Annotated in this window: 21 protein-coding genes; 11 read left to right on the forward strand and 10 right to left on the reverse strand. The window is 45.7% G+C overall.

Translation table 11 applies throughout. From position 1 onward, the window contains the following. Positions 1-242 (forward strand): hypothetical protein (locus Q0241_RS09195; protein WP_299376397.1); only part of this gene is annotated, 242 nt, incomplete at its 5' end. Positions 243-275: 33 nt separating this feature from the next. Here the strand turns inward: Q0241_RS09195 and Q0241_RS09200 are convergent. Both Q0241_RS09200 and Q0241_RS09205 read right to left on the reverse strand, forming a co-directional pair. Beyond that, the gene (locus Q0241_RS09200) at positions 276-839 is read right to left on the reverse strand and encodes a histidine phosphatase family protein (protein ID WP_299376400.1); all 564 of its coding nucleotides are present in this window, start codon (positions 837-839) and stop codon (positions 276-278) included. A gap of 34 nt (positions 840-873) precedes the next feature. Continuing rightward, positions 874-1188: a hypothetical protein gene (locus Q0241_RS09205; protein ID WP_299376402.1), complete on the reverse strand. Its 315-nt coding sequence runs from the start codon at positions 1186-1188 to the stop codon at positions 874-876. Between the two features lie 105 nt (positions 1189-1293). Here Q0241_RS09205 and Q0241_RS09210 point away from each other — a divergent pair, with 105 nt between their 5' ends. Then, on the forward strand, positions 1294-2190 hold the full coding sequence (locus tag Q0241_RS09210; protein ID WP_299376404.1) for a LysR family transcriptional regulator: 897 nt from the start codon (positions 1294-1296) through the stop codon (positions 2188-2190). 67 nt (positions 2191-2257) lie between these two features. On the opposite strand, the gene acs is transcribed toward Q0241_RS09210, so the two are convergent. Both acs and Q0241_RS09220 read right to left on the reverse strand, forming a co-directional pair. Beyond that, positions 2258-4198, reverse strand: a complete 1941-nt coding sequence (acs, locus tag Q0241_RS09215) for an acetate--CoA ligase (protein ID WP_299376407.1) — start codon at positions 4196-4198, stop codon at positions 2258-2260. 287 nt (positions 4199-4485) lie between these two features. Next, positions 4486-6171, reverse strand: coding sequence for an EAL domain-containing protein (locus tag Q0241_RS09220; RefSeq protein WP_299376410.1), 1686 nt, complete (start codon positions 6169-6171; stop codon positions 4486-4488). 418 nt (positions 6172-6589) lie between these two features. On the opposite strand from Q0241_RS09220, the gene Q0241_RS09225 reads away from it, so the two are divergent. Beyond that, positions 6590-7837, forward strand: a complete 1248-nt coding sequence (locus tag Q0241_RS09225; protein WP_299376413.1) for an MFS transporter — start codon at positions 6590-6592, stop codon at positions 7835-7837. A gap of 185 nt (positions 7838-8022) precedes the next feature. Further along, positions 8023-8499: a hypothetical protein gene (locus Q0241_RS09230; protein ID WP_299376416.1), complete on the forward strand. Its 477-nt coding sequence runs from the start codon at positions 8023-8025 to the stop codon at positions 8497-8499. A gap of 68 nt (positions 8500-8567) precedes the next feature. On the opposite strand, the gene Q0241_RS09235 is transcribed toward Q0241_RS09230, so the two are convergent. The 4 genes from Q0241_RS09235 to tsaD all read right to left on the reverse strand — a co-directional run bounded on the left by Q0241_RS09235 (position 8568) and on the right by tsaD (position 11520). Next, a complete protein-coding gene (locus tag Q0241_RS09235; protein WP_299376419.1) occupies positions 8568-8984 on the reverse strand; it encodes an EVE domain-containing protein in 417 nt (138 codons plus the stop codon). A gap of 128 nt (positions 8985-9112) precedes the next feature. Beyond that, positions 9113-9394: a YciI family protein gene (locus Q0241_RS09240; RefSeq protein WP_299376422.1), complete on the reverse strand. Its 282-nt coding sequence runs from the start codon at positions 9392-9394 to the stop codon at positions 9113-9115. Between the two features lie 42 nt (positions 9395-9436). Next, on the reverse strand, positions 9437-10441 hold the full coding sequence (locus tag Q0241_RS09245) for an NAD(P)H-dependent glycerol-3-phosphate dehydrogenase (RefSeq protein WP_299376425.1): 1005 nt from the start codon (positions 10439-10441) through the stop codon (positions 9437-9439). After that, positions 10438-11520, reverse strand: a complete 1083-nt coding sequence (tsaD, locus tag Q0241_RS09250) for a tRNA (adenosine(37)-N6)-threonylcarbamoyltransferase complex transferase subunit TsaD (protein ID WP_299376473.1) — start codon at positions 11518-11520, stop codon at positions 10438-10440. The genes Q0241_RS09245 and tsaD overlap by 4 nt, the downstream gene beginning before the upstream one ends. Before the next feature lie 291 nt (positions 11521-11811). On the opposite strand from tsaD, the gene Q0241_RS09255 reads away from it, so the two are divergent. From Q0241_RS09255 to Q0241_RS09275, 5 genes are all read left to right on the forward strand, one after another. Beyond that, the gene (locus tag Q0241_RS09255) at positions 11812-12687 is read left to right on the forward strand and encodes a hypothetical protein (protein WP_299376428.1); all 876 of its coding nucleotides are present in this window, start codon (positions 11812-11814) and stop codon (positions 12685-12687) included. Positions 12688-12890: 203 nt separating this feature from the next. After that, a complete protein-coding gene (gene hemC / locus Q0241_RS09260) occupies positions 12891-13841 on the forward strand; it encodes a hydroxymethylbilane synthase (protein WP_299376431.1) in 951 nt (316 codons plus the stop codon). A gap of 30 nt (positions 13842-13871) precedes the next feature. Then, positions 13872-14585, forward strand: coding sequence for a uroporphyrinogen-III synthase (locus Q0241_RS09265; RefSeq protein WP_299376434.1), 714 nt, complete (start codon positions 13872-13874; stop codon positions 14583-14585). 102 nt (positions 14586-14687) lie between these two features. Further along, complete coding sequence (locus Q0241_RS09270; protein WP_299376437.1) at positions 14688-16340, forward strand: carph-isopro domain-containing protein; 1653 nt, start codon at positions 14688-14690, stop codon at positions 16338-16340. After that, positions 16340-17791, forward strand: a complete 1452-nt coding sequence (locus tag Q0241_RS09275) for a heme biosynthesis HemY N-terminal domain-containing protein (RefSeq protein WP_299376459.1) — start codon at positions 16340-16342, stop codon at positions 17789-17791. Before Q0241_RS09270 ends, Q0241_RS09275 begins: the two co-directional genes overlap by 1 nt. A 196-nt stretch (positions 17792-17987) precedes the next feature. On the opposite strand, the gene Q0241_RS09280 is transcribed toward Q0241_RS09275, so the two are convergent. Then, positions 17988-18422, reverse strand: coding sequence for a nuclear transport factor 2 family protein (locus tag Q0241_RS09280; RefSeq protein ID WP_299376462.1), 435 nt, complete (start codon positions 18420-18422; stop codon positions 17988-17990). A 52-nt stretch (positions 18423-18474) separates the two neighbouring features. Next, the gene (locus Q0241_RS09285; RefSeq protein ID WP_299376465.1) at positions 18475-19110 is read right to left on the reverse strand and encodes a DUF1826 domain-containing protein; all 636 of its coding nucleotides are present in this window, start codon (positions 19108-19110) and stop codon (positions 18475-18477) included. A 545-nt stretch (positions 19111-19655) separates the two neighbouring features. Here Q0241_RS09285 and Q0241_RS09290 point away from each other — a divergent pair. Both Q0241_RS09290 and Q0241_RS09295 read left to right on the forward strand, forming a co-directional pair. Beyond that, the gene (locus Q0241_RS09290; RefSeq protein ID WP_299376467.1) at positions 19656-20201 is read left to right on the forward strand and encodes a hypothetical protein; all 546 of its coding nucleotides are present in this window, start codon (positions 19656-19658) and stop codon (positions 20199-20201) included. Positions 20202-20657: 456 nt separating this feature from the next. After that, on the forward strand, positions 20658-21584 hold a 927-nt coding region (locus Q0241_RS09295), incomplete at its 3' end, for an aminopeptidase P family protein (protein WP_299376470.1).

Consider the following 21584-nt stretch of genomic DNA (forward strand, 5'->3'; position numbering starts at 1 on the left):
TGCCAGAAGATGCCTGGCTCCAAATCATGCTTGATCAGGCATTGGACGAGAGTGCTGCTGTGTTGTGGCGCGATTACTACACGCAGGTGAATCTGGGAAATATCTCAAGCGATCCAAAGGCAACTCCGATTGCCGGGGAAAGCAAGCTTTCGGATGCTCTATTTCAGGTTTGGAAAGTGATGCGTCAAAAAGAACGCGCGGCAATCGACCCGGATAAGAAGGTATATGAAGGCTTGGTGTAAGAAGCGCACATAAACCAGGTACAGAGTTGGATTTTATGCGCGGATAAACTCTGTACGCCAGTTGGCGTTACCTGCTGCTGGAGGGTGCATGAGAAGCGGGCATGCATTTCCCAAGTCGATGTCATACCCGATATTTGCGGCCTCGGAGATCGGCCAATAAACAGCGCGGTGTGCCACGATGAGGGGCAAATTACTGCTGTTCAGAATATCATTTACTGCGTTGAGCACTCGATCCGAAAAACTGTGATAGTCTTCTGCACCTTTGGGTGTTACTCCCTTTCGCCAATTGGCATCGACTCTTGGATCTGTTTTAAGCTGGCCTTCTAAAGAACCATAATGACATTCCTGTAGCGCCAATGATTCAAGCAAAGACACTTTGTGGACTTCATTAATGATTTCGGCGGTCTTTTTTGCCCTGCTCAACGTGCTGGTATAGATCGCTGTAATATCTTCGTTCTTTAGAAGGGCCTGTGCCTGATATGCCTGTTGAATGCCTTCGTCGTTAAGCGGGATATCGCGCTGCCCCTGATAACGCTTTTCTTTGTTCCAGTCCGTTAGGCCGTGTCTTAGAAAATAGAAGGGTTTTTCAATGAGCATTTGGGGCGTTTATCAGCTTTGGTCAAAGTATCTGTCAGGAAAAATTTACTAAGCCTGACTCTTGATGCGGTGTCAAAACATCTATCTTCAGACTGCTCATATCAATCAGAGGGATAAGGTCTTGCAAAGACTGTTTGTTCGCCATCAGGTCGTTTGATTGATGGGCATCTTCTTTGGTGTCCCAATAGTAAATATCCATCCATAGGCCCTCATCGTCCTTTGAGAGAGACTGATACCTGAATCCGGGTAGTTTTTCGAGGTCGGGAACCATTGCCTGAACGGCATCAATCATCTGTTGGTCGGTTACGTTTGGTGCCGCTTTCCAGCTCACAATCTCAACAACATACATCGTCTTGTCCTTTGGGTTCGTATAAATGACGAGGCATCATATTGCCTAAATAAGCGAGAACAATTAACATAATTGATAAGTGTTTATTCTCATTTTGGAACGAATATGGATTCATTTCAGCGCGCTTTGATTTTTAAAACGGTTGTGGAAAATCATACGATGGCCGCGGCGGCACGTATAATGAACGTCAGTCCATCGGTTATCAGTAAACGGATATCGGAATTAGAAGCTGCCATGGGGGTGCAGCTATTAAGGCGAACCACTCGCCGTATTACCTTGACCGAAGCAGGAAGTAATTTTTATCACCGAATGGTTTCTTTGCATAGTCAGTGGCAGACTCTGTTAGATGAAACGCAGGATCTGGGGCAAAATCCGCGTGGTCGTCTTACGCTCGCGGCACCTTCGCCCTTGTTGAATAGGGTCTTGTTGCCGGTTCTGGGATCTTTTTTGAAAAGAAACCCTGACATTGATATTGAATTGAAATCTGCGGCCTATGAGACCCTGCCTTTGGCTGGGGTTGATCTTTCTCTGGCACGGCAAATTGATGATTTTGATTCCATGGCTTATGTGGGGCGGCGGCTTTGTCGCTATTATAATCAGCTTTTTGCCAGCCCGGGTTATCTGGCTGAGAGTAAACCCTTGTGTGAAAGTAATGATCTGAAATCACACAGATGTTTGCTGTATGGTGAAAATACAAAGGCGACCACTTGGCACTTTGAGTGCGGGGATCAGGTTGATATTACAGTTGATATTTTTGGACGGCTTTCCAGTAACAATACCGAAGCTTTGATTGCGGCGGCTTGTCAGGGGCAGGGCATTGTCTATATCCCAGCATTGATTATTCAAGACGAGATTGAAAGAGGTGATCTGGTTCCGGTTCTGCCAGATTTAAAAAGCAAAACCTTTGAAATGTGGTTCTATTATCAAAAGCTTGATTTTGTGCCGTTGAAGCTGCGTGTGTTGCTTGATTTCTTGAAGGAACAATGGAAAGAACCAGCTTGATTGAGGCGGTGAAAAACAAAAAAGGCAGCTCCTGAAAAGCTGCCTTTCTGATAAAACGAAGAATAGTTTATTTATTCATTCTGTTTTCAATAAGATCATCAACGACAGACGGGTCAGCCAGCGTGGAAGTATCCCCCAAGCTGTCATAGTCATTTTCCGCAATTTTACGCAGAATACGGCGCATGATTTTACCTGAACGTGTTTTTGGCAATCCGGGTGCCCATTGCAGCATATCCGGTGTTGCAATCGGGCCGATTTCTTTCCTTACCCAAACGACAAGTTCTTTGCGAAGTTCATCGCTTGGTTCTTCACCTGCATTCAACGTGACGTAAGCGTAGATGCCTTGTCCTTTAATGTCGTGTGGATAGCCGACCACAGCAGATTCGGCGACCTTTGCATGAGCAACAAGCGCGGATTCGACTTCTGCAGTTCCCATACGGTGACCAGAAACGTTGATGACATCATCAACACGTCCCGTAATCCAGTAATAACCATCTTCATCACGGCGGCAACCATCGCCTGTGAAATAAAGGCCATCGTAAGTTGAGAAGTAGGTCTGTATAAACCGCTCGTGATCACCATAAAGCGTCCGCATCTGCCCGGGCCATGAGTCAGAAATACAAAGATTTCCCTCGCCAGCCCCTTCGATTACTTTACCGTCATTATCGACGAGCAAAGGTTTTACGCCAAAAAATGGTCTTGTCGCAGAGCCAGGTTTAAGCGGTGTTGCACCCGGCAATGGGGTAATAAGAATTCCGCCTGTTTCGGTTTGCCACCATGTATCAACAATCTGACAGCGACCTTCACCAACAACCTGATGATACCACATCCACGCTTCAGGGTTGATTGGCTCACCCACTGTTCCAAGAAGACGAATGCTAGAACGAGATGTTCTTTTGACTGCTTCAAGACCTTCGCGCATCAAGGCGCGGATTGCGGTTGGGGCGGTGTAGAAAATGTTTACCTTGTGTTTGTCGCATACTTCCCAAAACCGGGATGCTGTCGGATAGTTTGGAACACCTTCAAAAACAAGTGTTGTTGCGCCATTGGTAAGCGGTCCGTAAACAATATAACTATGTCCCGTAATCCAGCCAACATCGGCAGTACACCAATAAACATCACCGTCATGGTAATCAAAGACGTACTTGTGTGTCATTGACGCATAGACGAGATAGCCACCTGTCGTATGGAGAACACCTTTTGGGTTGCCAGTAGAACCAGATGTGAAAAGAATGAAAAGCGGATCTTCGGCCTTCATTTCTTCGGCGGGGCATTCTTTGTCAGCTGCGGCGCAAGCTTCATCCCACCAAACGTCGCGTTTGTCATCCCAATTAATGTCGCCGCCAGTACGTTTGACAACAAAAACGGTATCCACATCGGGGCAGGATTCCAGCGCTTTATCTGTGTTGGCTTTGAGAGGCACTTTGCGTCCGCCACGAAGACCTTCGTCAGCCGTGATCACACAGTTGGATTCACAGCCTTGAATACGACCAGCTAGGGCATCTGGTGAGAAACCACCAAAAACAACGGAGTGAACCGCGCCAATACGGGCACAAGCCAACATGGCATAGGTGGCTTCGGGAATCATCGGCATGTAAATAGTGACGCGGTCACCTTTTTTCACGCCACGGGCCTTCATGGCATTGGCAAAGCGGCTTACGTTATCGTGAAGCTGCCCGTAAGTAATGTATTCATGTTCGCTGGGATCATCGCCTTCCCAGATAATTGCCGTGTCATCTTTTTTCGTCGGCAGGTGGCGATCAATCGCGTTGTAGCAGACGTTTGTTGTGCCGTCTTCGTACCAACGAATATGAACATCGCCGGGGCCATAATTTACGTCTTTGACTTTGGTAAAGGGCTTGAACCAGTGAATGCGTTTACCATGTTCAGCCCAAAATGCTTCGGGATCTTCGATGGATTGCTGGTACATTTCAAGGTAACGGGGTTCATCTACCCATGCTTTTTGGGCGAGGTCTTCCGGTACGGGAAAAACAGTGGCGTCCGACATCTTTCGGTCTCCCTATATTCTTATTTATTGTTGCGCTGCTTTATTTTTATCAGCGGTTTTTTGTTCGCAGGGATTATTTACGGAATTTCCTGATTTCTCAAGGGTAATTTGGAAATAATCGATAAGCTATTGTCATGTTAATGAAAATTATATTGCGATGCAGCATTCATTGCTGTTCACATTCGCTTTTCGTTGTGGGGTAAAGCTTAAACCTAAGTGATCGAAAAAATAATCATTTAAGAGAAATTACAGAAAAAATTTAGCGAGAAAGGACTTTAAAATGAGTTCTATGACCAACTTTCTGTGGTTTCTCCGCGACGAACAACGGTACGCGGTTTGTCGGGTTCTTCAAAAATATTGATGTCGTTACAGGGACGCCCAAAATAATAACCTTGTCCGAAATCAACGTTGCACTCGATCAACAGCTTAGTTGTTTCCTCATCCTCTACCATTTCGGCAACAGTTGCTGTTTTCAGCTTTCGACAAAGATCAGCAATGGCTTTGAGAATATGAGCAGAAGTTTCGTCTTCCAGAGCATCTCGAACATAGCTTCCATCGATTTTGAGAACATCGACCTGAAATTGGCGCAGATATTGAAGGGAAGCTTCGCCGACTCCAAAATCATCCAGACATACTTTGTGGCCGAGGTTACGAAGGGCTTGCATTGCTTCATTAGCAATAACCGGGTCTGGTATTCTGGTTGATTCGGTAATTTCAAATAACAAGGCTTCTGGTGTGTCTTTCAACGGGTCCAATAAAGGGGTGAGCTGTGTAATGAAATCAGCATCCCCTATCGAAGCTGCGGAAAGATTTATAGCAATTGATCGGTTAAACTGTTTGCTTGGGTTGTTCTGTATCCATTTGATTGCTTTTCGGCAAATGGCGAGGTCAAAGCCTTTGATGAGGTTTAAATCCTCGGCTGATCTTATAAATTCTTGTGGTGACCCTGTTTCGTCATTTATGCGGGCCAGAACTTCATAGTGGTGAATCGCTCGGGTCTTCAAATCTACAATAGGCTGGAAGACAATCATAAAGTCTTCGCCTTCGGTGACTCTGATGATGCGCTCGGCTGTTTTTTTGATGCGCGCAAGAATTTCAGGCAAGGAATGAGCAAGATCTTCCAAGCTGAAGCTTTCGCTTTGATCATGCGCGAATTGTTGAATCATAAAGCTTAAGGCCTGTGCGGCATTACCACCGGAAATACCGCTGTCTGCAAGAGCGATACTTGCCTGTTCGACTTTTAAGCCTACTCCTTTGGGGTCTGCGGCTTTTACTTGCTTTGAAATTTCAGCGGTTAATTTTTCGATGTCCAGATCAGGGTGACTAATCAGACCGTATTTACCATTCCCGAAAGAGGCAGCCGAATTGGCTTCTGATGAACTGGCTCTAAGATAGCTGTTGATTGTTTCAGACAGTTCCTGCCGTGTGTCTTTGTTAAGTTTTTTTGCAAACTCGTCGTAGTTCTCAAGTTCAATAAATGTGAGCTTATCTTCGGTATTGGCTTTTAGATGCTCTGCTGCCACTTTACCAAAACTTACCCTGTCATGGATAACTGTACCGCCTGCGTCACGGGCGCTTTTGGGGGATGTTGCGGCTACTGCGGCAGGTAATTTGCAAGATAAGAAATAGTGCTTTTCCAAATCTTCAACATAATAGCCTGTGAGTGAAAGTGGTTGGGCTTTTCCCAATTTGTTTTTAAAGTCAAGATTCATCGGGTTGGGCCTGACACCGCCAACCATGCCAGAAAGCAGGCCCTTTAGAACAGGTTCTTCATGGGGTAAAACAAGATCATCAATCGACATGCCGATCAGCTCTTTAACTGAGTGCCCGAAGATGGCTTGTGTTGCTCCGCTGATGAAGACGATTTCACGTTTTTCTGATAGCTCAAGCAAAAGATCTGCTCGACAAAAAGCAAAAGCGAGAAAACGATCGCGTTCCTGACGTAAGGAACTTATCAAACTTTCATTACCCATCTGGTCCCCAAATTTTGTTGGCTCTCTTATTTCTGAGAGCGCAAATAATTGCTTAGGGTAATGCGAAGAAGTTAAAGCAAGGTGAAAAGATTTATGCCATGATCTTTGTATTTATTGTAATTTATGCAGAAACCGTAGCTGGGCGAAGGTATTATAAAATCTAAGGCGAGAGATTAATTTGATTCAATTGGTGAATTCAATAACTGAGAGTATGATATTTATTATGAGCCCTGTTAAACGACATCTATTGATATTGCTCACTATTATAATCTTTTGCTTATTGATTATAGTCGTGTTTCCCGGATCTATTGAGGCTTTTGGTGCCAAGTTCTGGGATACAGCTTTGTGGATTGGTGGCTGTTTTTCTTAACTAAAATTCGTCTTTATTTATCGCCGTCCTCTGAGTGAGCTAATTCCTATGACAAGCGCTGACAAATCTATTTCGTCCTCTAGGCCTGTATGGGTCGTTCTACTGTCAGGGTGTCTCATCCTCTGTTTGGCTTTTGGGGTTCGGTCAAGCTATGGCCTTTTTGTAAAGCCGATCTCGGATGAACTGAATTGGGGACGAGAGGTCCTTGCTTTTTCGTTGGCGTTGCAAAATCTACTTTGGGGGGCGGCACAACCTTTTGCCGGAATGGTTGCTGACCGCTATGGTGCCGGACGCGTTTTGGTGTTGAGTGCGTTGATTTATGCCGGGGGTATTGTCCTTGGTGCGATGGACTATTCGCCAATTGCCTCGCATTTAGGCCCTGGTTTTTTTGTTGGCATCGGCTTGAGTGGTACTACCTTTGGGGTTGTCCTCGCCGTTATCGGACGCTCTGTTTCTGAAGAAAAGCGGTCGCTGGCACTAGGGATTGCGACAGCATCGGCATCCTTGGGACAGTTCCTTATTATCCCCTTTGGCAGTAGTTTGTTACAAAGTTTTGGTTGGCAAGATGCCTTGCTAATTTTGGCAGGGCTTTTGATGTTAATCATTCCTGCAGCCTATTTTCTTCGGGGCGGTTCATCCGTTTCTGATCAATTGGCTATATCTGAAAGCCCTTCGCCCGAAAATTCTTTGTCCATGGTTGATGTTTTGAAAGAAGCTTCACGACATAGGGGATACTGGTTATTGATCGCAGGCTTCTTTGTTTGTGGGTTTCATCTGGCCTTTATTACTGTTCATTTTCCCTCTTATGCGATCGATAAAGGTCTGGCGCCGGAAGTGGGGGCGTGGACTTTGGCGCTGGTTGGGCTCGCAAATATTTTTGGGTCATACACAGCGGGTGCTTTAGGCGGTGCCTATCGGAAGAAATATTTGCTTTCAGGCATTTATTTGGCACGTTCTGTAGCTATTCTTGCCTTTATTTTGATCCCGGCTTCCACTGTATCCTTTCTTGTTTTTGGATTTGTCATGGGACTTTTGTGGCTGAGTACTGTACCTTTGACTTCAGGTCTGGTGGCTCAAATTTTTGGCCCAAAATATATGGGAACTTTGTTTGGCTTTGTTTTCTTTAGCCATCAAGTCGGCAGCTTCATCGGCGTCTGGTTGGGCGGAGTTCTGTATGATTCTACCCAATCCTATGATTTGGTGTGGTGGGCTTCGATCTTCCTCGGTGTTTTTGCTGCGATGGTTCACTGGCCAATTACCGATCAACCTTTACGACGATTTTCACAGACGGCTTGAAGGATAAGTCGGTTAACTCGGGGTTTTAAAAGATAAAACGACTGTTGGTTGAATTAGGGTTGGAGATAATTTTCTTTGTACTTGATTAAGGTTTCATCCTGTAAACTAGGTGATAATATGCCTGAAACCCGGATCGAATATTAGGGTCGAATAGTGGTCGTTTCAGAAATATACAGGACGTAAAAGTGGAAGTGAAATTGCATATGCCAACCAACAATCTGAAGCCAAAGGTACCATCAGAAGGTGGTCCTGAACTTGAGGATATCGTTGAGAAAGCAGAACGGGCACTTTCAAATATGGAAGATGACTATGAAATTTTGGTTAGCGAAGAAGTCGCACGTATTTCTAAGTTTCTTCAGATCGCAAAAAAGGATCCCACTAAAGCTGCTGATTGCATAAAAGAAATCCATACCGTGAGCCATAATATCAAGGGGCAGGCAGCAACATTTAGCTATCCGCTTTTGACGATGGCGGCAAAGTCGCTGTGTCATTTTATTCAGGAAAATGCAGCAGCAGCTGAGCGTCTGGATTTGATAGAAGTGCATGTGAATACGATGCGCGTCATTATCTCACAAAAGATCAAAGGCAATGGCCGTGAAGAGGATCAGGGATTGATAACGGCTTTGGAAGAAGCTGTTGGTAAGATCTTGAAGAAAGACTAAATCGGTGTATTTCTTTAAAATATAGTGAGATTCTGCCCTACATCGTAGCTTTGTATTGAAGAGCTTATTTAAGAAGGCTCTGTATCACCCATCCTACAAATAATACGCCATTCTTTATCACTTACCGGCATGACTGAAAGTCGTGATTGTTTGATCAGGGCCATATCCTGCAATTCGGAATGGGCTTTAATCTGTTCCAGACTGACAGGCGTGGTCATGGGGTAAAGGGTTTTGACATCGACCATGCCAAATCGCCCTGATTTATCCGTATGGTCCGGATAGTATTCTTTACAAACCTCTACGATGCCGACGATCTTCTTCTCTTTGACAGAGTGATAGAAAAATACGCGATCCCCTACCTTCATCGCCTTCATATTGTTCGATGCCTGATAGTTGCGAACACCGTCCCAGTGCTCAACGCCTTTGGTAACCTGATCCTCCCATGACCAGCTACCGGGTTCTGTCTTCATCAGCCAATATGCCAAAGCATGCTCCTTTTATTGGGGCCCTCCCAAAATAGAATAGCACTGCTTGCTGGGTAAACAAGCGGTGCTATTGATATACAGATTGGTGATGTCCAATTCTGATAGAAACTTCAAGCAGGCATTAAGCCTTACTTCGGCAGGGCCTGTTTCCAAGGCGTGATGGTCACCTGTTCGAATAGGCCTGCTTTATTGTAAGGATCGTTGAGGGCGAACTCTTGAGCTGCGGTATCATCATCAAATTCGAGGATCAGCAGGCTGCCTGTCATGCTTTCATAATCGGCCCCGAGTGTTGGACCTGCGACGACAATGTGGTCGCTAAACTGATTGAGGTATTCCAAGTGAGCGGGGCGATTTTCGGCGCGAACGTGGGCGTGATCTTTTTTATCGACACATGAAAAGATAAATTTCATTGGATATTTCCCTAATATTAGTTAATCAAAGTGTTGAATATTTTATGCCTCGGCCTTTTGAGGGCGGGCGAGAAGTTGGGCGATTGTTGCGTCAATATCTGCATCATTATGAAGGATATCGCAAACAGCATGACAAATTGGCATGTCTATAAATAGTTTTTGGGCGAGTTTTGTTACCGACTTGCTGGAGCTTAAACCCTCGGCGACCGTAATTCGACCCTTTAGGTAATTTTCTATCGAGATACCTTCACCCAAGGCTTTACCAAGGGCATAGTTTCTGGATTGTGTGGCTGTGCAGGTCAGGGTGAGATCCCCCATCCCCGATAGCCCCATAAGGGTTTCCCGTCGCCCGCCTTTTGCAAGGCCAAGTTTCACAATTTCAGATAAACCGCGCGTGATCAGGGCCGCACGAGCATTGTCACCTAGTTTTTTGCCCTCGACGATGCCACAGGCAATCGCGATCACATTTTTTACTGCACCGCCAATCTCGGCCCCGATAGGATCAAGAGATTGGTAAATTCTAAAGGAGCGATTATTGAGTGTTAGGGATAAATTTTTACCGAGATTTTCATCTGCACAGGCAAGTGTAACTGCGGTTGGCTGCTTGTTGGCAACTTCGATGGCAAAGGTTGGACCCGAGAGGACAGCAAGAGGATTTTTCGGAAGGATCTCTGCAATCATCTCTGTCATGAGCAGGCCGCTTTTGATTTCTACACCTTTGGTACAAAGGACAAGGGGTGTGTTTGGGTTGATCTGATCCTTACTGGATTTTAGTACAGAGCCCAAGTGTTGAGAAGGTACAACCAGTAAGAGAACGTCACAGTTCTGAAGGTTGGATGTTTCTGTTGTTGCTGTGATTCTTGGGTTAAGGTTGGCGCCCTTCAGGTAGAGTTTGTTTTCGTGTTCGTTGTTGATATCAGAAACAACGTTCTTATTACGCGACCAGAGAATAACATCATTTCCTGCCTCAGCTGCGACAGCGGCCAGAGCCGTTCCCCATGCCCCAGCTCCGAGAACACCAATTTTTTTCGCCGGCTGTCCTGTCATGACTTTGCGGTTTCTACCCCCGTGAGTTGATCAAGCGGCCAACGCGGGCGAGGGGCGAAGTCCAACGAGTCTGTCAGGCCGAGACGCAAACGCTCTAATCCGGCCCATGCAATCATAACACCGTTATCTGTACAGAGCTTAACCGGTGGGGCTAGTAAGCTGGTGCTATAGGTATCTGTCAGTTCTGTAAGGCGTGCTCGTAGTGCCAAGTTTGCCGCAACCCCGCCCGCGACGACCAATGGTCCTGGTTGGCCATAGGTATCCTGAAAGATATCCATGGCTTTTTTACAACGATCAACAAGCACATCGCCGACGGCCAGTTGGAACGAAGCCGCAAGATCGGCTTTGTCTTGGGTGCTTAGGTTCGCAATATCTGCTTCTTCGCTTCTTTCGTTACTGGCGCACTCAAGGATCTGTTTGCGCATGGCAGTTTTTAAACCTGAAAAAGAAAAGTCGCACCCCGGACGCCCTTTCATCGGGCGCGGCAGATCAAAACGTTTGGGATCACCGTTTTTGGCAATCTGCTCGATCATAGGCCCCCCCGGGTAGGGAAGACCCATCATCTTAGCTGTTTTATCAAAAGCTTCGCCCACGGCATCATCAATGGTGCCGCCCAGTCGGGTGTAACGTCCCACATCTTCTACGGCGAGGAGCTGGCAATGCCCACCAGAGACGAGAAGAAGAAGGTAGGGGAAGCTGGCGGCTTCTTTTTCTGTCAGGCGGGCGGTTAACGCATGCCCTTCGAGATGGTTAACCGCAAGGAAAGGCAGTTTGCGTGCAGCCGCGATTGCCTTGGCTGTCATGACACCGACAAAAACGCCACCGATCAGGCCAGGACCTGCTGTTGCCGCGATACCATCTAACTGATCAAAATCTAGGTTGGCCTCTTCCAGCGCAGATCTGATGAGGCGATCAAGATGGTTCATGTGACTGCGCGCGGCAATTTCGGGAACGACACCGCCATAGGGCTCATGTTCTTCTAGCTGGGTAAGAACTTTGTTGGCGAGAATATTGTGGTTACTATCAACAATGGCCGCTGCTGTTTCATCACAGCTGGTTTCAATACCAAGTACTTTTATGTTTTTTAAATGGACCATGCTTTTCAATTCGACTGAGTAATAAGAGAGACAATCTCTCATTTTCAGCCTAGCTTTTTAGTTCAAAATCTTTCTGTAGAAAATACCATTAGCAGCGTTTCGGCAAGGTTTGACTGTTTAAATCTTAGTTAATCCGCTTTTCACGATAAAAAAGCTCTCTTTTTAGCGGGCATAACTAAAAGTTGTTTTCCTGTGAGGTGGAAAAGTCGTCAAGCTCGCCTACTTGATAAATAAGCGGGGTTTGACAATACCGCGTTTTCAGTTGGAGATTTTATGAAACGAATTGAAGCTCTTGTTGTTATTGGACTGTTGCTCGGTGGATTATTTCTCGCTTCCCTATCTCAAGCTGCGAGCCCGCAAGTAAAGGCAGGCTCAAAGGTAGAGGAAAGAGTTCTCGGGTCAGGGCGCTATATCACAGTTATGCCAGAAGCTAAAAATGAAGCTGAAAACGAAGCCGAAGCGCCGTATCCGACACTGTTTTATTATCACGGCTATGGGCAGAGCGCAGATCTTGTGCTGAAGAATAATGCTTTATTGAAATTGGCTGCTTCACGAGGGGTGATGCTCGTTATTCCCGATGGTCTCAATCGTAGTTGGTCGAATGTCGGAGCACCGAGCGAAAGACGTGATGAAATTTCCTTTACCAGTGATATTCTTAGTGATGTGAAGTCTCGGCATAAGCTTGATAAAGATCGTTTATGGGTTTCGGGTTTTTCCCAAGGTGGGTCAATGGCTTGGGATGTTGCTTGTTATATGGGCGAAGAATTTTCTGCCTTCTTCCCGATTGCTGGCTCGTTCTGGCGTCCCCATCCTATTGCGTGTGATAACCCGGTAAACATACGTCATATTCACGGATTGTCAGATCGTGTTGTGCCGATGACGGGACGACCTATCGGTGCGCGGTGGCATCAAGGTGATGTCAAAACAGGCGTGCGTATCTGGCAAGAAACTAACCGCTGTGAAGGTGAACCCGAAGTTGTTTCTCTTGATGATATGACCTGTGAAATTTGGCGGGGGTGTGCAACGGGAAGAGAAGTGGAGTTATGTCTCCACAAAGGGGGACATAACATTAAAATGAAATGGTTAGCTCAAGGAATGGATTGGGCTGAAAGCTTGAAAAATATAACGGCGGGCCAAGAAAACCTGTGAGTGGTTTTGATCATTCGTATCTACGGCACTTTTATATTCTGAAGGTATCGTTATGGGAAGATCGGCTCTGCGTCGGTTCGCCGCGTGACTTACTTTCACCATAAGAATTGTCGAAGCGGGACTGAAAGAGTAAGGTGCGCGTGATTGAATTTTCTTTGGATAAATTCTTTTTTCAGACTTACAGAAACGTATGGCAATAATTTATGACTGATAATCCTATTCTTCGTCTTGGTACCCGGGGAAGTCCCCTTGCTTTAGCTCAAGCTTTTGAAGTTAAACGCCTGTTGCAAGAGGTCCATTCTGATTTAAAGGATGATGAGTCGGTCGAGGTTGTGGTGATTAATACCACTGGCGATAAGATTCAAGATCGGGCGTTGTCTGCAATTGGTGGTAAGGGCCTTTTTACCAAAGAGATTGAAGACGGTCTTCAGGATGGCAGCATTGATATTGCAGTACATTCTATGAAAGATGTGCCGACGTGGTTGCCTGATGGGTTGGAAATTTCCACAGTTCTGGAGCGGGAAGATCCCCGTGATGCACTTTTCTCTTCGAAAGCCAACTCACTGGCAGAGCTTCCGAAAGGTGCTATTGTTGGTTCTGCTTCTTTGCGCAGACAGGCCCAGATCAAAGCAAAACGCCCAGACATTGAAGTTATTACCTTTCGTGGCTCAGTTCAGACTAGACTACGTAAACTGGAAGAAGGGCAAGTTGATGCGACACTGCTTGCTGTTGCTGGCCTGAATAGACTGAAACAATCCGACTTGATCACGGCAGCACTTTCAACCGAAGAAATGTTGCCAGCCCCGGCACAAGGTGCTGTCGGGCTAGAGGTAAGAACGGGTGATGATCGTATTCGTGCCTATGTTGATGCCATCCATCATGAACCGACGATGCAACGAATTACTGCCGAACGGGCTTGCCTCGCGGAACTTGATGGATCTTGTCGAACACCAATTGCTGCTCTTGCTGAAATAGAAGGTGATGAGCTTTATCTTCGTACGATGCTGGCAGCGACAGATGGTAGTAAAATATTCAGAACAGAGCGGCGTGGCCCGATATCATCGGCTGAGGAAATGGGACGCTCTGCAGGACGAGACCTAAAAGAGCAGGCTGGTGAAGAGTTTTTCAAAATATTGGAAGCGCAACAGTCCTGATTTGCCCTTGATTCGTTATAGAGGTCGTTAATGATCACTCACCTTGTTACGCGTCCACAAGCAGATCAGGAACCTTTTGCTTCTGAACTTCGTTTGTTGGGGCGCGAGGTGTGTTTTGATGCCGTTTTTGACATTGTGTTTCAAAATTCTGCTGAACTAGATCTTTCTGACGTACAGGCTGTTCTTTTTACCTCAGCAAATGGTGTACGTGCTTATCAACTGAATAGCAAAGATCGTTCATTACCAGCGCTTTGTGTTGGGGAAAGCTCTGCTGAAGCCGCGCGTGAGTATGGATTCGAAATGGTTTATTCCGCTAATGGTGATGTGGGTGATTTAGCGAAGCTGGTTCAGGCAAAACTGAGCGCAAAAAAGGGTGTTTTATTACATCCTGCAGCGTCAAAAATAGCAGGGGATCTTCAGGTAGATCTTGACCAGTTTGGTTATGCTTATCGTCGTGAAATTTTGTACGAAGCCATGTCATCCAAAGTGTTGCTTCAACAAACATGTCAAATGTTAAAAGAAAATAAAATCAACGAGATAAGCTTTTTTTCGCCACGTTCTTCCAAGGTGTTCTTGGCATTGGTATCCCAAGAGAATTTAGTGTCCAGTCTAGAGGGCTTAACCATCTATTGTTTGAGCAAGGCGGTTGCCGATTGCTTTGAGCAAATACGCGGGGTTAAGCTTTTGGTTTCAGAACAGCCAAACAGGGCTGATATGATAAAGTTAATCGCCTCAGGCAAATAAGTGTACGTACGTACTAGATTTTACCTTAACTCTGGCGCATAGTTTCCTTAATCACGTGTTTTGATCGTTTGGATCTACACAATCTGGATAACAGAGGATGCTATGGCCAGCAAACAGGGCGACAAATCAAACAAACCGACAACAGGTTCTTCTGTAAAAGATGAAAACAAATCGCTTGATAAAGAAGCGGTTACGGAAAGTCCAACACAGGAAATTATTAATGCCTTTGGTGGTTTGAGGCCTTTGGCCAGCAAACTTGGCATTGCTGTTAGCACCGTCCAAGGTTGGAAAGAGCGCGATTCAATTCCTTCTGCTCGCCATGAAGATATACTAAGAGCCGCGGCAAAAGCGAAAATTACACTTGATGTGGTTCGGGTTCGCGAAAGTGATCTTTTACTTTCAGATGAAGCAGAACAAGGCGCTTCGAGTGATCTTGGCTCAAGTAGTTCCAGTGGTAAGTCCGATATAAAGTCGCCTCTTAAAGCGTCGAGCGCTATACCGGTGTCCGGGTCAAAGGCAACTGTCGGCGATAAGAATGATGACGCTCAGGCAAACACGGGTGTTGAAAAAGATAATGGTATCGGTCTGGGACCAAACAAAGCTGATGAACTGCTCTCTGATACGCAAACCGTTGCGGTTGTTAAAAAGGGCGGAAGTCTGAACAGCTTCTTCTACGGGGTTGGCTTCTGTGCTCTGGCCATGGCAGCTGCCGTTTTCTTTCGAAGTGAGTGGTTACCCCTTGTTGAGAAAATTCCGACATTTGGGGGCGAAGCGGAAACAACAAGTGTCAGTTCTTTGGAAGAGCGAATCGTCGACTTGGAGCAAGATGTTTTCAATGCGCAAAGCAAGAGCATTGATCAAAATCGTTTTCTAGCGCTTTCAGAAACAGTACGGACGCTAAAACTTCAGCAATCAGAGCTGGAGCGGCAGCTCAATGACCTGACCAACGGTGGAGTGGTTGTCACATCCAGTGATGCAGATAAGGATTTGGTTGAGGCCCTGAGAACTGAGCTGGAGCAAACACGCCAACGCATGGATGCTATCGAGAGTACGGGATTTGCCTCATCTTCCGTTGGGGACAGTTCTGACGGGGCCTCTGTTCAACAATTGGCGTCTATTCGAACACAAATGAACGCTTTGATCTCAGAAGTTGCAAGCCTTAAGTCTGGGGACGCAGTTCCTTCTCAGTCATTGGTTGGAGGTCCTGCAACGGGTGATGTTTATCTTGCGCTTGGGGTTCTGCAGTTACGTGATGCTTTACGCGGATCTGGCCCTTTCGTGAAAGAACTGGATCTTGTCCGCGCTGTTGCGCCGGAAAACAGCACTATTCATGAACTGGTGTCTCCGCTTTCTTCGTTTGCAGCTGTCGGCTTGCCTAGTTTGACTGATCTGCGGGCGAGTTTCCCATCAGCTGCACGCGATGCGCTTTCGGCTGATAAGATTGCGGGCGGGCAAACCTGGGTTGATAAAGCCATCGGCCGGGTAACAGATGTGGTTTCCATACGTCCAATTGATATCCTTGACGGACAGGGGACTTCCAGTGTTCTGGCTCGTGCAGAAAATTATCTGAAAGATGGTGATCTATCGGGTGCTTTGCAGGAACTCGAAAATCTCACTTCTGCAGCGACCTCTGGCATGGAAAATTGGCTTTTGTTGGCCAAGCAACGTCGAGAAGGCGAACAAATCAGTCAACAACTGGCGTTGCTTTTGATCGGTGTTACGGCACAGGGTAGCGGTGCCGGAGGTATTGAATAATGAAAAAAACACTGATTTATTTTCTTAAGCTGGCAATTGTTCTAACGATTGTTATATGGATTGCGAATCGTCCTGGTCTGGTTTCTGTAGATTGGATTGGGTACCGTCTGGAAACAACAGTTGGAGTGCTTTTCCTTGCTGCTGCTGCGTTGGCTATATCTGCCGCATTTCTTTATCGGTTTTGGCGTAGTCTTATCAACGCGCCAGCACTGTTTGGCCAGGCCCGGCAAGATAATCGCAAGAAACGTGGGTATAAAGCTTTGACCCACGGCATGGTTGCTGTGGCCGCTGGCGAAGCCGATACGGCCCTTGCGATGGCCCGAAAAGCGGAGAGTTTGTTATCAGATGAACCGCCTTTGACCATGCTTTTGTCTGCTCAAGCTGCACAGTTGCAAGGTAATGAGGAAGCTGCGACCAATTACTTCAAAGCTATGTTGGAAGACAAGGAGACCCGTTTTCTCGGGTTACGTGGGCTTTTGATGCAAGCCCAACGGCGTGGTGATTTTACCGAGGCGCTGGAGCTTGCCAAACAAGCACATGCCTTGAGCCCCAAAACGCCTTGGGTTCAGGAAAGTTTGTTTGAGCTTTCGGAAGCAACGGGGCAATTTGCAATTGCGGATCAAGCGTTGAAAGAAGGGGCCAAGACGAAAAATCTCGCTCCTGCTGAAGCGGCGCGAAAACGGGCTGTTGTAAAGTTACAGCAAGCTTTGAAAGCAAATGATCAGGGGGATCTCCAAGCTTCGTTGGCTTTCGCTAAAGAGGCCTACAAACTCGCGCCTGATCTGGTACCAGCTGTGGCATTCCTGGCTGAGGCTTATAATCGTGCCGGGCGAATCAAGGATGCTGAAAAAACATTGAAAAAAGCGTGGGGCAAACAGCCTCACCGTGATCTAGCCCGTGTCTTCCTAACCCTTTGGCCTTCTGAAAGTAACGTTGAGCGAGCCAAGCGTTTGGGCCAGATGGTTGCTCAGAATAAAGATCATTATGAAAGCCATATTGCCTTGGCCGAAGCTAATTTAGCAGCCAAGTTGTGGGGAGAAGCACGGCGTCACCTAAAGCAGGCATCTGAGCAAGGTGGTCCTAGCCGGTTGGTCTGTCGTTTGATGGGGAGATTGGAACAGGAAGAACATGGAGACAGTCGCGCTGCTGCAGAGTGGTTTGAAAAATCAGAAACGGCTCTTATTGCGCATAACTGGGTTTGTGAATCCTGTGGAGCGATCGCAGAAAATTGGCAAGCTCATTGTGGCGATTGTGGTTCTTTTGATTCCCTTGCCTGGAAACGTCCGACAGTATTAACGGAAGAAAATGCTCTTGTGTCGAAGGGATCTGAGCCAAAAGGTGTTGGAAAAGAAGCAGGTACATCTTTGGTGTTAGAGAATACTGAAAGCAATGAAATTGTGATCGCTAAGCCAACAGCAATTGAAGGGGCCGCAAGAGAGACAGGTGCTTAGATCTTGTTTTGAAAGGTTATTATTTTAAGAAAAGAAGTTATTTCTGAGGGTGTAAACTCAACGTGATGACTTCTTTTTTTGTTTCTTCATCATCAGTCGCGGATATCTCGGTTAAAAGCTTTGCAACCCTCCACTTTAATATAAAGAGTATGAAACAACATTTGCTGATCCACTATCGCTCAAGTAAAAATCGCTCCTAGATAAACTGTGAAGAGTGATGACCAGTAATTAGCCATTTGCTGTTGATGCATTCGAACGTGAAAATAAAGCGTGCCGGAATGGTTTGTCTGCTTTTATCAACAGTAAATGTAAACGTATAGAGTCCGCTCAGGACAACAGTTTTCTGATTGTGATTGGATCGTGCATACCACTCGTCGACACGACAGTTTAGATCAGGATTTCCAAATAGCATTTCGAAATAAAGGCAACGGTCCTGTGTGGTTGAGCAGATTTTATTTTGCAAGGTCGGTACCAAAAAGGCGTCTTCTACGTATAGTGCCAAAACCGTATCGATATCGCGCGTTGATACAGCCTCTACCCAGCGTAGAAACACGGTGTGTGCTTTGTCGATAGCTGAGCGGGTGGTCACCACAAGGCTGTGATTTTGTTGAGACTGTCTTTCTTTGGGCATGTGATGTTTCTCTGCCGGAGTGGTATTTGAATACGTAAAACGGCCACAGAGCTTAATGATTAACAATTTCAGATTTGTAGTCTGAACCCGGGTCTATCGCGAGCAACAAACGGGTTTCTCCAGTTCCTATGATTGGTGGAGAGCGGTGCTGCAGCGTGGTTTCTTCCTTTCCAAGCCAACGAGCGCCACGCAGTAAAATAGCATCTCCTGCAGTCACAGTGATTGGTGTGTCTTCAGCACCTCGTTGCGCCACCTGAGTACCCCTTCCGCGATATGTGCAAAGCATGCGGGCGGTCATATTGTCGACATGGAATTTACGGCAAGCGTTTGTATTCACAGGTTCGATCCGAACATGAAGTAAAGAACTCTCCATGATTTCGCTCATAATGAATCCTAGTGCAGCGATATCCCCAGCCAACATATCGCGATGCTTGCCGGGTGGTGTATGCGACAGGTCGCAAGCTGCATGGATGCTTTTTTCAAGTGCGTCTACGGTTACTAGGCTCCGAAATTGTGGCAAGTTTTCCGGGTTGAGTTCTCTGATCCAGTCCGAAAAATCTAATGCTAGTTCTCGTTGCCAGACAGCTGCTGCAACACCACGCTGTTGGATATGTGACAGTGTTGATGCGTCGCTTCCTTGCACCATAACGTCAGCTTCGGTGTGGGTGAGGGATTTAGTCAACTGCATTTTTATGCCTTACCGCTCAGGTCTCTCAAGAGACCGAGCCTTTCATCAATGTTTATTCGGGGGGTGTCGTCACGTAAGTTTAAATAAATGTAATGATATAACATTGCATTTATTTAAACAAGATACTAAAGAGACCAAAGTTTATTACCCACTACTAAGGTGAAAAATCACCACTTTTTTGTCGATATCGTCGGGCTTTAGCCCTTATTTTGGCTAAGGTGTGTCATACTCTCAAATACCGCTTGGTAAGGAATGTAAGCTACGGAATTGTAATACGCCTCTGTAGGCGTTTCTGTTAAATATTTTTTGACTTTCTGTACTCTATTTCCCCGAATCTGATACCCCGGCTGAGCAGGCTGTATCTTGCAACGTTGAGCTATGTTCTTTGTACAAGTAATTCAAACCCTTAACGATAGTCGGAGGAGGTTCAGTAAAATAATGTTTGCTCATCGTATGACTTAAATAAAACATCATAAGTTAGATATCTTATTAATTATTAATATTTATCATGTGTTTATCAGGAAAATTCTTTGAGAGTTAGTCTAGTGGATAAACGTCCTTTTCTACCAGTTTTGATCTTTGTAAGTATATTTTTTATCGGGGTTTCAAAAGCCTATGCTGATGCAAGCTCGGTCAGTTTTTTCAAAGAAAATTTAGAAACCTCTATTAGCAATAAACGTGTGCTTATGGTTAAGAAGGGAGAGGAAATTTCAAAATTCAGAACCGTGGATCTTGAAAAATTACCTCTCTATGAGGTTTCACTGCCGCCAATCTGGGAGAATGAGGCTGGACCGTATCAGGGAGTATTATTGCCAGATATTCTAAGAGCCTCGGGAATATCAGATGCTAGACAAGTTAGAATGGTTGCTTTAGGTGGCTATGCAATTGATTTAACGCTTGCGAAGTGGCCTGCGAGTTGTCTGTTTTTCGCGACACGATATCAGTCTCGTGAGATCAGGGTTGAGAGGAAGGGACCGATCCGCCTTCTTTTGCCTTGTATGATCAAAGAAAGGGATGGCGAAATGAATTATAGAGAAATTTCTACTGTAAATTGGATCTGGAATTTAAAAGAGATTCACGTACTCGATTGAGGTTAACACAGAAGAATTTTGGATAATTTTTATTTCCTGTTTGTATAAATAAAACACTTATATTTGCTTACTGAACAAGCTGGTTAAATTATAAGCTACTGTTTTCCTTTGTTATTAAGTGAAATAATCTTAAGTCCTTAAAATACATAAAATTTTACACAAAATTAGCCTAATAAGTTCTTATTGCGCGAGTGTTATCATTTGGCCTAAGCAGGGGACATTATAGTGATTGTGAGCAGCTTATTTAAATACTGCCTCTCGCAATCCGTTTGCGCTTGAGCCGCAACTTTTCCCTTAAAAGATTGCTGGCTTGCGTATCGAGGGTCGCCTTCCCCCGAAGGTGGCCCTCATTTATTTATAATGTTAATGTTTGAATTCATAATATAAATTATTTTTATATATGTTTTTTTGATACCAATAGGGCGAAAATTAATTCCCTTACTATTGGAGTCAGCAATGGAACGCACACTGCGCATCCGTAACGGAGAAAAAATACGAGGCACATTTTCTAGATTAGAAATGGAACGCCGTGTCAGTAATCTACGCCGGCATATGGCTGATAATGATATTGATGCTGTGGTTTTGACCTCTTATCACAACATCAACTATTTCAATGACTTTGTATACTGTGCCTTCGGGCGTCCTTATGGTCTGATTGTCACACAGGATAAACATATCTCTGTAACGGCGAATATTGATGGTGCGCAACCGTGGAGACGCAGCTTTGACGACAACGTCATCTACACGGATTGGCAAAAAGATAACTATTTCTTTGCGATCAAGGATGAGCTGTCGGGGCAAAACTTGAGCTGTGTAGGACTGGAATTCGATCATATTAACATCGATAACAAAAACAAAATGGCTGCGGCACTTGGCAGTCCTGAGTTTGTTGATATCGGTGTATCGACCATGCGGATGCGGATGCTGAAATCTGCGGAAGAAATCGCGATTATCAAACATGGTGCAGCGACGGCTGATATTGGTGGCGCTGCCTGTGCAGAAGCCATTGCTGTGGGTGTTCCAGAGCACGAAGTCGCGCTTCATTCGACGCAGGCAATGATTCGCCATATTGCAAAGACCTTTCCTGATGCAGAGCTGATGGATACCTGGACCTGGTTCCAATCCGGGATCAATACAGACGGTGCCCATAACCCTGTGACCAGTCGGAAGATTGAATCGGGTGATATCCTGAGTTTGAACTGCTTTCCGATGATTGCCGGATATTACACTGCGCTGGAAAGAACGCTGTTTGCCGAGCATGTATCTGATGCACATATGAAATACTGGAAAGCCAACGTCGAAGTGCACGAAGCTGGCTTGAATTTAATTAAGCCCGGGGTTCGTTGTTGCGATATTGCGCTTGAGCTCAATGAAATTTTCAAG

This window comes from uncultured Kiloniella sp. (assembly GCF_937128705.1).
In the GTDB taxonomy this organism is placed as follows: domain Bacteria; phylum Pseudomonadota; class Alphaproteobacteria; order Kiloniellales; family Kiloniellaceae; genus Kiloniella.